Annotated in this window: 11 protein-coding genes; 5 read left to right on the forward strand and 6 right to left on the reverse strand. The window is 41.9% G+C overall.

Annotated elements, in window-relative coordinates:
• Positions 1-35: 35 nt before the first annotated feature.
• Entirely contained in the window at positions 36-284 is a 249-nt protein-coding gene (locus AC0L6H_RS21045) for a hypothetical protein (RefSeq protein WP_473391356.1), read from the reverse strand.
• Positions 285-712: 428 nt separating this feature from the next.
• Between AC0L6H_RS21045 and AC0L6H_RS21050 the strand changes: the two genes are divergently transcribed.
• Together AC0L6H_RS21050 and AC0L6H_RS21055 are read left to right on the forward strand one after the other, a co-directional pair.
• Positions 713-2,143, forward strand: a complete 1,431-nt coding sequence (locus tag AC0L6H_RS21050) for an MFS transporter (RefSeq protein ID WP_473391357.1) — start codon at positions 713-715, stop codon at positions 2,141-2,143.
• A 30-nt stretch (positions 2,144-2,173) separates the two neighbouring features.
• Entirely contained in the window at positions 2,174-3,193 is a 1,020-nt protein-coding gene (locus AC0L6H_RS21055; RefSeq protein ID WP_473391358.1) for a glycoside hydrolase family 17 protein, read from the forward strand.
• Between the two features lie 16 nt (positions 3,194-3,209).
• On the opposite strand, the gene AC0L6H_RS21060 is transcribed toward AC0L6H_RS21055, so the two are convergent.
• On the reverse strand, positions 3,210-4,061 hold the full coding sequence (locus AC0L6H_RS21060; RefSeq protein WP_473391360.1) for an HAD family hydrolase: 852 nt from the start codon (positions 4,059-4,061) through the stop codon (positions 3,210-3,212).
• A 481-nt stretch (positions 4,062-4,542) separates the two neighbouring features.
• On the opposite strand from AC0L6H_RS21060, the gene AC0L6H_RS21065 reads away from it, so the two are divergent.
• Positions 4,543-5,052 carry a hypothetical protein gene (locus tag AC0L6H_RS21065; RefSeq protein ID WP_473391361.1) on the forward strand — a complete coding sequence of 170 codons (510 nt, stop codon included), beginning with the start codon at positions 4,543-4,545 and terminating at the stop codon, positions 5,050-5,052.
• A 336-nt stretch (positions 5,053-5,388) separates the two neighbouring features.
• On the opposite strand, the gene AC0L6H_RS21070 is transcribed toward AC0L6H_RS21065, so the two are convergent.
• The 4 genes from AC0L6H_RS21070 to AC0L6H_RS21085 all read right to left on the reverse strand — a co-directional run bounded on the left by AC0L6H_RS21070 (position 5,389) and on the right by AC0L6H_RS21085 (position 10,221).
• Positions 5,389-7,302, reverse strand: a complete 1,914-nt coding sequence (locus AC0L6H_RS21070; RefSeq protein WP_473391362.1) for an alpha/beta hydrolase family protein — start codon at positions 7,300-7,302, stop codon at positions 5,389-5,391.
• A gap of 179 nt (positions 7,303-7,481) precedes the next feature.
• Positions 7,482-9,056, reverse strand: a complete 1,575-nt coding sequence (locus AC0L6H_RS21075) for a SulP family inorganic anion transporter (protein WP_473391363.1) — start codon at positions 9,054-9,056, stop codon at positions 7,482-7,484.
• Between the two features lie 152 nt (positions 9,057-9,208).
• A complete protein-coding gene (locus AC0L6H_RS21080) occupies positions 9,209-9,523 on the reverse strand; it encodes a BolA family protein (RefSeq protein WP_473391365.1) in 315 nt (104 codons plus the stop codon).
• A gap of 50 nt (positions 9,524-9,573) precedes the next feature.
• Positions 9,574-10,221 (reverse strand): alpha-ketoglutarate-dependent dioxygenase AlkB family protein, encoded by a 648-nt coding sequence (locus tag AC0L6H_RS21085; protein ID WP_473391366.1) that lies wholly within the window; start codon positions 10,219-10,221, stop codon positions 9,574-9,576.
• Between the two features lie 203 nt (positions 10,222-10,424).
• Between AC0L6H_RS21085 and AC0L6H_RS21090 the strand changes: the two genes are divergently transcribed.
• Together AC0L6H_RS21090 and AC0L6H_RS21095 are read left to right on the forward strand one after the other, a co-directional pair.
• Positions 10,425-11,666 carry a methyltransferase gene (locus tag AC0L6H_RS21090; RefSeq protein WP_473391367.1) on the forward strand — a complete coding sequence of 414 codons (1,242 nt, stop codon included), beginning with the start codon at positions 10,425-10,427 and terminating at the stop codon, positions 11,664-11,666.
• 69 nt (positions 11,667-11,735) lie between these two features.
• Positions 11,736-12,371, forward strand: a complete 636-nt coding sequence (locus tag AC0L6H_RS21095) for a peptidylprolyl isomerase (protein WP_473391369.1) — start codon at positions 11,736-11,738, stop codon at positions 12,369-12,371.
• Positions 12,372-12,468: the final 97 nt, after the last annotated feature.

The raw sequence follows: 12,468 nt of genomic DNA on the forward strand, positions 1-12,468 counted from the left end.
GTTGTTTCCGGTGGATGGCGTTGTATGTTTTTGTATTACTCCAAGCCTCGTTTATTCAATACGGCCTCTAAAGCATTTAATTTTTCTTGCGATTTCATTGCAAAATAAGCGAACAGCAAAGGAAGAAAAGTAAAGAAACTCATCCCATTTTTCACAGCAGCATAGACAAATACGCCAAAAGACAAACCAATAACTAATGCGATGAATATCTTATTGGTTTTTATTTTGTTTTTTTCTTCTAGCAATTGCTCATCGCTCATTTTTTCGTACTTGTTCTGTTCCATGAATACTCACTCTTGTGCGTTAATAAACGACCTGTTGTTTTAATTTTTCATAATACTTTTAGAATATAGCACCTCCACAATCTGACTAATAGCAATTAAAAAATATCAAGCTCAAGTTGGTGGGGAATTAAATAGGGCTTACAACATAAAAAGGATTTGTTGAATAAAGATTTTGGAACAAATGATGAGCAACGCAAATGTAAATCTCGTTGTGGCTTAAGATTAGTGTATTTCTTATACATCCTTTTTTCATTAAGAAGTGAGGCGGGCAAGTCACCGCATTTTTTACCGCAACCATCTCATAAATACTTCATTAAACTCTGAAAAATGATACAAAGTTCAAGTTAACATCCATTTTACAATTAGTAGGTTATTATTTACATCGGCTAGATAAATAAAGTCATTCAATACAGGTAGACAAACAAACAATGTCACATTTTAAAACACCACCAAAAGACAAAGTGCCTTTTTCTCAGAAAACAGCCTATGGCACCGGCACGCTAGTGCTGAATTTGCTACCTGCCGCTTTAAGTATATTTGCTTTTTTCCTTATCACAGGCTTTGGAATGGACCCTCTTCTCGCTGGTATACTTGCAGGTATTCCACGCTTATTTGATGCCATTACCGACCCTATTATGGGTTTTATTACCGATAATACGCGCAGTAAATGGGGCCGTAGACGCCCTTATATTGTAATAGGTGCTATTTTAAGCGGTGTATTATTTGCACTCTTATGGCAAATGGATCCTGAAGCTTCGGCACAATTTAATTTTTGGTATTTCCTACTATTGTCACTGGCCTTTACTGTTGGTAATACGATGTTTGCTACCCCTTTTGTAGGGCTAGGATATGAAATCACGTCTGACTACAATGAACGCACCCGTTTAATGGCATTCTCACAATTTATGGGGCAAATAGCGTGGATGATTGTTCCTTGGTTTTGGGTGCTCATCGCCAATCCAAACTTGTTTGCAACCCAAGCTGAAGGCGTTAGCGAACTATCATTATATGTTGCTGGTATATGCATTGTCCTGGGCATTATGCCAGGCTTATTTTGCAAAGGAATCGACAGCTCCCATATTGAAAATACCAAAGAAATTTCATTCGCAACCCTCGCAAGTAATCTAAAAAGCGTGGGTCAAGGCATAGTCGAAGCATTTAAAAACGTTGAGTTCGTAAAACTATGCGGCGCAACCTTTCTGATCTTCAATGGCTTTCAATTGGTCGCCTCATTTGCTTATTTTATTATTGTGTTTCATATGTTTAATGGTGACTATGGCTTAACCGGACATTGGCCTGCATGGTTTTCTACGGTAAGTGCGCTTGCTACTGCATTTATGGTACTTCCGATTGTCACATGGATGGCCAATAAATGGGGTAAGCGAAACGCTTTTATTATATCAACATTGATCTCGATTATTGGATACTGCTTGAAATGGTACGGATTCAATCCGCAAAATCCGTGGATGTTGTTTATGCCTATTCCCCTAATGTCATTTGGTATTGGCGGACTATTTACCCTAATGCTTAGTATGACAGCAGATGTGTGTGACCAAGATGAGCTGAAAAATGGTATGCCTCGGCGTGAAGGTACTTTTGGGGCAATATACTGGTTAATGGTTAAGCTTGGACAAGCACTAGCGCTTGTGTTGGGTGGAGTCGTACTAAAAGTTGTTGGTTTTGACCCTAGTTTAAGTTCACAAACCGTTGAAACAATGACCAACCTGCGCATCGCAGATATTGTCATTCCTGCAAGTACCGCTGCCATCGCAATATGGATAATGTGGAATTACGATCTAGACGAAGACAAAGCTCGCGCTATTAAAAAGCAATTAGAGGAACGTCGCGGCGAACTCTAAACGTAGCGACTTTAACCAGAGGTTTTTTCTATGAAAAAAATATACTTAGGATTATTGATTGTGGTTGCAATGTTAGGCCTACAGTCATGCAATAATTCAGTGCCGCAAGACAAAAAAAGTAAGGCTAGTGTGTTTAACCCGATGATTGACGACAAATGGATTGGTTTAGGTATTTCATACGGGAGCTATCGAGATGGCGAGAGCCCACATAAAGATAGCGTAAGCGCCGAAGCTGATATTTTAGAAGACATGAAAATACTTACCGAATCAGGCAAACTTCAGTTTAATCTTCTGCGCATGTATGGCGCCGATCCTGCCAGCGAACAAGTACTCAAAACTATTCGCAAACACAATCTTCCGGTAAAAGTCATGCAAGGTGCATGGTTGTCGGGTAAAGAGCCGATGCAAGAGAACGAAAAACAAATTAATGAAGTCATCCGTTTGGCAAATGAATATAAAGACATTGTGGTGGCAATTAATTTGGGCAATGAGATTTTTGTCGATTGGTCATGGCATAAGTTTGAAGTTGCGCAAATACCAATGTATTTAGCGTGGGTTAATAAAGTACGTGAAGCGACTAACTTGCCCATTACACTCGCCGACGACTACAACTTTTGGAATAAGCCATGGAGCAAACCGGTATCTCAAGAGCTCGATTTCATCGTGCTTCACGCCTACGCTATGTGGAACTCACAAAGCCTTGAAAATGCAGTAAGTTGGACCAAAGACGTCTACCATGACATTAGTGCCATTCACCCTACTAAGCAAATCGCCCTTGGTGAATCAGGCTGGGCGACAAGCTCTATTAGCAGTAATGGTGATGAGCGTTTAATTATTGCACCAGCTAATGAACAGAGCCAATCAATCTTCTTTGCTGAATACTATCAATGGTTACAGGAAGACAAAATTACGTCTTTTTATTTTGAAGCCTTTGATGAAAAGTGGAAAGGCGGTGAAGACAAACCCAGTGGCATTGCCGAAAAGAACTGGGGCCTTTACCGCTCAGACCGCAGCCCAAAACAAGCGGTAATAGATTTCAACGCGAAATAAGCGTTGGCTTGCACACTTAAAGAGAGAATCGTTCACGTAAAAAGTGGGCGATTCCGTCTTTATGATTATGCCCGATGACTGCGCTAGCCACTTTTTTTACACTATGATGAGCATTGTCTGGTGCATAGCTTTCGTTGGCCAACGCAAACATACTTAAGTCGTTATCACCATCGCCAAAACAGATTACGTTTTTCGCCCCTAACTTGTCTCTTAAATTACTGACTGCACTACCCTTATTTGCTCGGCAATGATGTACGTCCATCCACATAAATTGCTGCCCTTCTAAGGCCGCGCCTGAATAGGCAATCAAGTTAGGATGGGCATTGAGTTCTTGCCACATTTCGCGAATGGGCTGTGACGCGCCGATCATGCTGATATTAGTCACTTGGCTATCGGTAGGTAGACCAACCAATGGCAATAATTTGGCATCGCCACGCGCAAAGTATTTTTGGATAAGCTCTTTTTCGACTTCATGTTGCGGGCGGGTATGGAAAATGAAGTGATGGCCTTTGTTTTGTTGAAATTGGCTCGTTTCCTTTTGTGTGCCAATCGTGTTTACAAAGGGCGTAATACCCCGCGCCAGTGCACAATCGATTATTATTTTCGCTTCCTCGTTATTTAATAAATTTTCAAGGGTAAGTTGTTCAGCTTTAGGATCCCAAACCGTCACCCCATTATTATAAATTTGAGGCAAGTCAAAATCATGCCCATTGAGAATTTGTTGGGCTGACAACATTGTGCGACCGGTAGCTACAGTGTAGGCAATATCTTTCTCGCGCAACAGCGCAAGCGTCTCTTTCGTGAAACTAGATATTTCAGACGACTCATTTAACAAAGTACCGTCTAAATCAAAGAAAATAAGATCCATAAAATATGCTACCAATTAAGTTTTATAGCTAAGCTTGCGCGTCACACCCTCAAAGCCCCCGCGTCATTATTACCACTCCCGTCGTCATTCTTGCGAAGGCAAGAACCTCCTACCGATAAACCTCTACGTGTATTATATTCGAGGAAGTTTTAGGAGATATTTGCCTTCGCAAATATGACGGTAGTGTATGCAAATATGACGGTAGTGTATGCAAATGTGACGGTAGTGTATGCAAATATGACGGCTGTGTATGCAAATATAACGACACAGAATGCAAACATATCTGTAAAGGATGCAAGTATAACGGCGTCGGATGACAATATAACAGTAAAGTCCGCAAATATGAAAATAGTGAGCACAACTTCCTAAAGCCCCAGTGTAAAGTAGCGACTGTGGTTGAATAGACAAGCGATGTCGTCTATTCTCAACGTCACTAAAAAAAAGCAATTACAGCGAAATACAGAGCAACAAATAGCGTCGTATGGACAAAATTGACCAAGAAAAAAATCTATTAGAAGAGCAAGCAAGCAGAATATTCTGCGATTGGTATACTCGACAATTTCAACAAAAAATGTCCTTTTTACACCTTAACAGTCCTTCAAAACCCGATGCAAGCTGCTTACTTAATGGCCGTCAGGTCGATTTAGAAATCGCTCACTTATATGGTTCACAAGCAGAAGCAATGCAAATACTAGGTAAACCGCTTGAGCAACGAACGCTCGATGACCTGCAGCACCTTGAGCAGTCCACCAGCATCCAGCAACGTCTGGTAAAAGCCTTAAATCGAATTTTGTCTAGCAAGGCACACAAACATTATGACAGCGCGCATCCTTGGCTTGTTATTCGCAATGCGCATCCAGCGTGGCAGGCTGACGACATCCGTGAACATTGCAAGCAAATAAAATTAACAAGCAACCACCCCTTCGAACAAATATGGATTATAGGCGATTGGCAAGGAAAAAGTGGTGTAGTGAAATTATACCCCAAATAAATAATTCAAGGATTTTCTTACAAAGCCCCCGTCATTCTTGCCACTCCGCCGCGTCATTCTTGCCACTCCGCCGCGTCATTCTTGCCACGCCCCCGCGTCATTCTTGCGAAGGCAAGAACCTCCTAACGACAAACCTCTACGCGTATAATACTCGAGGATGTTTTAGGAGATATTTGCCTTCGCAAATATGACGGCGTAGAGAGCAAATATGACGGCACAGAACGCAAACTCGACGGCGCAGAATTGAAATATGACGGCGTAGAACGCAAACTCGACGGAGCAGAATGGAAATATGACGGCAAAGAACGCAAATGTGACACAAACCTGTAAAGGCTATCAAATATGTTTCTTCACAAAGGCGTCAATGGCTAACATCGCATCCATCCGATTCTTTGCTGTACTTAAGTAATGATCACCATTGTTAAGCTCAATAAACTTAGCATCAAGGCCCGCATCTTTCATTTCATCGAACATGTCCTCTGACTGATCTATGGGCACGATTTTGTCGTTTTCCCCATGAATCAGCAGGACAGGCGCTTTGATATTTTTGACATAATTAATGGGAGAAATTTGTGCAAGATGGTCTTTGTCAACGTCGCCATCAGCAATTATCCCTTCCCAGTATGCGACTACCCAGTGATCGCTTCCGTGCTCGCTCTTCTCATCTTTTAACATTTTTTCGACATCAGATACGCCGTTTATAGACACTACGCATTTATACACATCAGGCGTAAATGCTGCACCAGCTAAGGCCGCATAGCCACCATAACTGCCGCCAACAATGCAAACGCGGTCTTTATCTATTATGCCCTCTTGGCCAAGGCTATTGACTGCATCGGTAAGGTCATCTTGCATTTTACGGCCCCATTCACCTCTTCCGGCTACTAGGTGATCAACCCCAAAACCATCTGAGCCTCTAAACTGGGGCTGAATGACTAAATAGCCCTGGCTTGCAAAATATTGCGCTCGATAATGAAATGACTGTTTATCATATGATTGCGGCCCACCATGGGGCATCATAATTGCTGGTAAATCTTTTTGTTCTTTACCTAAGGGGACCGTTAATAATGTTGGGATGTTCATACCATCACGCGCGTTGTAGCTATATTCAATGACATCATGCACGGCTTCGCGAGGGATCTCTGGACGGGCCGCCGATAAGAGACTTAAGGCGGCATCCTTATATAGAATATAGTCGCCAGAGCTTTGCAAACCGTTCATGTAAAATACGATTTGACTCCAATCTGGCGTGTAATCAGTAATAATCAAGTTATTGTCTGGTAGAGCTTTTTTTAAGCCCCTCATGCGTGCGTTAAGTTTTGGTTCAAAAAAATCATAACTTGGCCTGAAACCAGAATATCTCACCCCATACACAACGCGATTGAGATCCGAAAGCACGCGCTCAACATCTTTGTCGTCACGACTAAAAATGGGACCTTCAATGGCGCCATCAGCGAGTGCCATAGTGTAGTAAGCAGTTCTCCCATGGCTTTCATCTTGGCTTAACATGACCAGCTTAGTTCTATCTGGGGTCACGCCACTAAATGAGCGCGTCATAATTTCAGTCTCTTCACGATAAATTTCTTTCCATTCATCGTCAATTTTTGCTTCAACTCTATGAAGATTCTGTCGGTTATCAAAACGCTCCCGCGCGATAACTTCGCCGTCATCATCAACAAAAAAATCAATAGTGTCGCTTGTGCCTTTTTGCGCAATTCGTGGGCTAGACTTTTTGTCGAGTTTAACGCGATATAAATTAAATTGGCCAGGATTCTCAAAGGCTGGCATATAGGCATATTTGTGATCTTTCGATACACCTATAATACGCCCAACTGAAGATTGGCCTTTGTAAATACCGTCACCGGGAATAAGTAGCTGATGGATCTTTTTCTTTTTAATGTTACAAGCCATCGCCACACTGATATTGTGCTTACCTTTAAATCCATAGATCTTTTTGTGTTCCGAAGCCACAAAAATAAGGCGCTCATCATCAATAAAATACATGTGGCTTGGTTTAACTGAAGAAATATCTATCGCCGATATAATGCTGCTATCAGCAAGGTCAATGACCACCGCAGCATCATTACCGCCAGAAACATCGCGATAGGCTATAAACTTGCCAGAAGGTGAAATGACCACCATGCTTTTTGAGGGAAGTTTGCCATACACTTCTGCACTTAGGCCTGAAGCCTGCGTGAAACCCGAAGAAAGCGCAAAAAAGACAAAACTAAAAAATAAGATAAGACGCATAATCATCCTTGTTTAATGCTAAATACGAAAATAACCAAGGCTGAGAATAAACTAGAAATTCAGAGACTTCAACACAAGCAAATGATTCTGCATTTTTAGACTGAACTTGATTGCTTACAAAAAAACCGCTATCAGCAATAAAGCAAATAGCGGCTTTCCACAACAATTAATCAGTAGTTTTACAAACCACCTAACTTGTCACTTGCTACCTTATATCTAGGGTCTTCATTAACGTTAATTTCTACGTAACGATTCGCTTTACGCAGCAATATTCTGCATTCAGGACTAATGTGACGGATGTGTAATGTTTTCCCTTTCTCTTGATACTTATCGGCTAGGTTATCAAGCGCATCGATACCAGAAGAGTCCCAAATGCGCGAATCGTTAAAGTCGATAACCACGTCCTGTGGGTCATTTGCGGTGTCAAACAAGTCTTTAAAGTGTGAAACCGAACCGAAAAACAATGGTCCTTCAAGTTCATAGACTTTCCAGCCGTCGGCATCAGTATGCGAGCGCGCTAAAATATGCGTGGCGTGCTTCCAAGCAAAGACAAGCGCCGAAACAATAACCCCTACAACAACCGCGACCGCTAAATCTGCAGCGACGGTGACACCGGTCACTAGGAATAAAACAAAGGCATCTTCTTTATTGACACCTCGAATAATTCTAAAGGAAGCCCATTCAAAGGTACCTATCACCACCACAAACATAACGCCGACCAGCGCCGCAAGAGGAATCATCTCGATAAGAGGCGCAGCGAATAAAATGAAAGCAAGCAAGACTAGAGCAGCGGTGATGCCTGACAATCTGCCACGTCCACCAGAGTTAATGTTGATCATACTCTGACCAATCATGGCACAACCGCCCATACCACCAAAAAAGCCGTTAACCGAGTTAGCAACACCTTGACCTACGCACTCTAGGTTTCCTTTACCGCGGGTATCGGTCATTTCATCAATAAGGGTTAAGGTCAAGAGTGATTCAATTAATCCTACTAAGGCTAAAATAATACTAACCGGCAAGATGATGTAAAGCGTTTCCAGGGTAAACGGGACCATGGGGATCGCAAAGCTTGGTAATTCACCTGCGAGTGACGCAGAAGCACGTTCTTCTATAGGTAAATTGTCACGCACGTAATCAATTACCGTGCGCGCATCAATGCCATCAACAAAGGTCACCAGCAAGGTCACAATAATAATCGCGACTAATGCGGCTGGAACCGCTTTCGTTAACTTGGGTAAAATATAGATAATCGCCATGGTAAGTGCGATTAAGCCAACCATAGTATAAAGCGTCGTTCCGCTCATCCAGCCCCATTCACCATCGCTACCTAAAACTTTAAATTGTCCAAGTTGCGCTAAAAATATAACTATGGCTAGGCCGTTTACAAAGCCTAACATAACCGGATAGGGTACAAGGCGAATAAACTTCCCGAGTTTAAAAATACCAAAAGTAATTTGTATCAATCCTGCTAACACAACCGCAGCGAATAAATACTCAACCCCATTGGTACTTACTAACGAGACCATTACCACAGCCATCGCACCCGTCGCCCCTGAAATCATTCCTGGACGACCGCCAATTGCCGCCGTAATAAAGCCCATCATAAAGGCTGCGTATAGCCCTATCATTGGTGCTACACCGGCAACAAAAGCAAAAGCAACAGCCTCAGGTACCAATGCAAACGCCACTGTTACACCCGACAATACGTCGTTTTTGACATTGCCTTGTGCACCATTAAAATTATTAAACATGTTTTACCCGTTTATGTACCAATGCTAAACATTGGCCTGTGTTAAAACTTACCATCAAAAATAGCCGCGCAGTGTAGCAGATACAAACACATAATTCTTTTAACAGTTTGTTAATTGCATATTAAGAATCCTTATCTAACAAACTACCCACTCTATTTGCTCGACCCACCCATACAATTGGGCGAATCAGGCGCTGTGCCTTGCTTTTTTCCCCACTCTTCATTTGTGTAGGTATGTAGTGCCAGAGCATGCACGGGGCCAGCCAACTCTGCACTTAAGAGCTGATTTACCATGCGATGACGCTGAATAAGGCGTTTCTGTGCGAAGGCTTCACTCACCATAGTCACTTTGAAATGAGTTTCAGAGTTAGCCGGCACATTATGCATGTTACTCTCGTTTACCACCTCAAGATATTCAGGCGAAAAATGGGCGTTTAGTTTATCTAAAATTATTGATTCTGTATTCACTGATGAAGCCTTATTCTGTTAGTAATAATAATCGGTTTGGGGCGCTACTGCTATTTTGGAGACACCAGTCTAAACGTAAAATTTAGCCGCGGACCGGTTTGTGTTTTACTTTTATTTATACCATGATGCCAATATTCCTGAGTATCCCCTTTCATGACCAGTAATGAACCATGTTCAAGACCGATTTTATATGTCTCTTTACTATGTAAATGCTTAAACGTAAAACGACGAGTTTGACCAAAACTTACCGATGCAATCACTGGTTGCTTGCCAAGTTCTGGTTCATTGTCAGCATGCATTCCCATACTATCGTTGCCATGTCTATAGTAATTCGCGAGGACTGAATTGAAACGGCTATTACATTTTTGCTCACAGGCTTGTTTTAGTTTTAATAGTCGACTATCCCATGGCAAAGGTTGCATTAACAGCTTCGAATACTCATATTGGCTGTCGGGATCGCCATACCATGCTTGCAATCGCGGAATAAGCCTTTGTTGGCCATAAAGTGTTATGCTGGGTTGCTGCCATTGAAGTTGCTCAACAAAATAATCAAAAAGGTGCTTTGCATGCTTATGCGTTAACCAGTTTGGATAGTACTCAACCTGCGCATTTTCCATCGGCAAGACAAAAAACGCTTCTTGGTCAAGCTCGTTTTCAGATTTACTGTTGTTGCCTAGCAAACTACTTTGTTCAGTCATTTTAATTGCTGCGTCTTATTGTTTGAAGATTTACTGCTATTTAGTGCCAAGAACTATAAGCCCACCGATAGTGCGCGGGCATAATTGTACTATGTTATCATGCTCGCGTTAATAAGCATGCCCCTTTGCTTGTAGCCTGTTAAAATATCAATGTACAGCAAAATACCTTAACTACCTATTTGAAAAGACCGACGTCATCCACTATGAATAACACGCAATTACACATTCAACACCAGCAGTTTTCGTTAAAACGTTTTCCCGCCAATCAGTTTGACAAATCTCTACGTGCTTGGGATGCCGCAGATGAGTATATAATTGATCATGTAGCAGAAAACATCAGCCTAAATGAGCTTGGCCATATTGTTATCATCAATGATAGTTTTGGTGCCCTTACTTGCGCGATGGCGAAGCTCGCGCCTCAGGCAGCAATAACGGTATACACAGATTCTTACATGGCGAAGCGCGGGATCATTCAAAATCTTAAAGGCAGTAATTTAGATAAAAACAATGTCAGTATACAAAGCATCATGATGCTTAGTGATGGCCAAAATAAAGCACCTATTGATTTAATTTTGTTAAAAGTGCCTCGCACGATTGCGTATTTAGATTATTTACTACTCACGCTTAGTACTATTGTTGATGCTAAACAAAACACAGGATCACAGCCCATATTTGTTGGCGGCGCAATGGTTAAGTTAGTTACCTCGTCAGTGATGAAAAGCTTTGACACGCGGGCACGCAACACAAAAACATCATTGGCACGCAAAAAAGCGCGCCTAATTTTTGCAGATATGGGCGGCCAAAATCTAAACTCTCATACGGCATCACCCGATGAATGTGTGCTAAGGGTAAACGACAGTGAAATACCATTTACACTCTACAATTATCCCAACGTGTTTTGCCGAGAACAAGTCGACATTGGCGCACGCTACATGCTCAAAGTACTGCCAAAAATCACGAAAGAAAATCAAGTTGTTGTGGATCTAGGCTGTGGGAATGGCATTTTAGGTACGAGCATACTGCTCGCACATAAGCACAAGTCACCAAAACTCATCTTCGTAGACGAATCGTACATGGCCATCGCTTCAGCAAAAGCCACCTTAGCAAACAGTGAAGTAAGTGAACAAAACAAAAACAATGCTCGTTTTATCGTTGGGCACTGTTTAGAAGAACTAATTGAAAACCTAGCATCGAGTGAAACTCGTCAAGGCGCAGATTATGTGATTTGCAATCCGCCTTTTCATCAACAAAGCGCGGTAATCGATGATATTGCTTGGCAAATGTTTGTAGATGCTAAAAAAATACTGAAACCCGGTGGTGAGCTTAGAATTGTGGGTAATCGCCATCTTGATCATCGCGCCAAATTAAGTAAACTTTTTGGCGGCTGTGCGGTTGTCGCGAGTGACAAAAAGTTTGTTGTATTGAGCGCGATAAAACAGCAATAGCTGTAAATGTCAGCGCTAGTTGCTATCATAACCTCATTATATTGTTTCGTTTCATCGAAGGATTTTTATATGACCCCTTTACGTTTGCTGTCCCTTTTTATACTTTTATGCCTTTCATTTATTGCCAGTGCACAGACGCTCGAAAAGCCTAAAATGAATAGTCCGATAGGCGAAGCAATTCAAAAAGACAACTATTATCCGCGAGTTAAATTCGAAACCTCGATGGGGGATATCGTCATAGAGTTAAGCCGCAGTAAAGCACCTATCACCAGCAATAATTTTTTGACTTATGTAAAAGAAAAAGAATATGACAACACTCTTTTTCACCGCATAATTGCTGATTACATAGTACAAGGGGGTGCATATACACCTGATTTCACCGAGCGCAAATCAAACTACAAGATTATTAACGAGTCAGGCAATGGTCTAAAAAACGAAGCCTATAGCATTGCCATGGCGCGCATGAACGACCCTCATTCGGCTAAGCGCCAGTTCTTTTTCAACATCAGTGACAACGACAATCTTGACCCAGGTCGCAATTGGGGCTACACCGTTTTTGGCATGGTAGTTGAAGGGCAAGAAGTACTCGATGCGATGGCCGCTGTTGAAACCCACGTTAATCCACAAATCGGTTTTCCTGACACTCCTGTAGAAAATGTGATTCTAAAGCGCGCGACTATCTTACCTGAGCCTACTTTCGATTAATTTATAAGCCCCTTCTCTTATTCCTTTAGCAAAGTAGACCTTGTAAATATACTGCGTTTGCAAACTTGCCCACAATTCATTGATTGCACCTTGCTAA

The organism is Glaciecola sp. G7-5, from assembly GCF_055808975.1.

Excerpts from the sequence above, each read along its gene's own strand:
- AC0L6H_RS21045 (WP_473391356.1), bottom strand. The coding sequence starts at position 284 with ATGGAACAGAACAAGTACGAAAAAATGAGCGATGAGCAATTGCTAGAA.
- AC0L6H_RS21050 (WP_473391357.1), top strand. The coding sequence starts at position 713 with ATGTCACATTTTAAAACACCACCAAAAGACAAAGTGCCTTTTTCTCAG.
- AC0L6H_RS21055 (WP_473391358.1), top strand. The coding sequence starts at position 2,174 with ATGAAAAAAATATACTTAGGATTATTGATTGTGGTTGCAATGTTAGGC.
- AC0L6H_RS21060 (WP_473391360.1), bottom strand. The coding sequence starts at position 4,061 with ATGGATCTTATTTTCTTTGATTTAGACGGTACTTTGTTAAATGAGTCG.
- AC0L6H_RS21065 (WP_473391361.1), top strand. The coding sequence starts at position 4,543 with ATGGACAAAATTGACCAAGAAAAAAATCTATTAGAAGAGCAAGCAAGC.
- AC0L6H_RS21070 (WP_473391362.1), bottom strand. The coding sequence starts at position 7,302 with ATGCGTCTTATCTTATTTTTTAGTTTTGTCTTTTTTGCGCTTTCTTCG.
- AC0L6H_RS21075 (WP_473391363.1), bottom strand. The coding sequence starts at position 9,056 with ATGTTTAATAATTTTAATGGTGCACAAGGCAATGTCAAAAACGACGTA.
- AC0L6H_RS21085 (WP_473391366.1), bottom strand. The coding sequence starts at position 10,221 with ATGACTGAACAAAGTAGTTTGCTAGGCAACAACAGTAAATCTGAAAAC.
- AC0L6H_RS21090 (WP_473391367.1), top strand. The coding sequence starts at position 10,425 with ATGAATAACACGCAATTACACATTCAACACCAGCAGTTTTCGTTAAAA.
- AC0L6H_RS21095 (WP_473391369.1), top strand. The coding sequence starts at position 11,736 with ATGACCCCTTTACGTTTGCTGTCCCTTTTTATACTTTTATGCCTTTCA.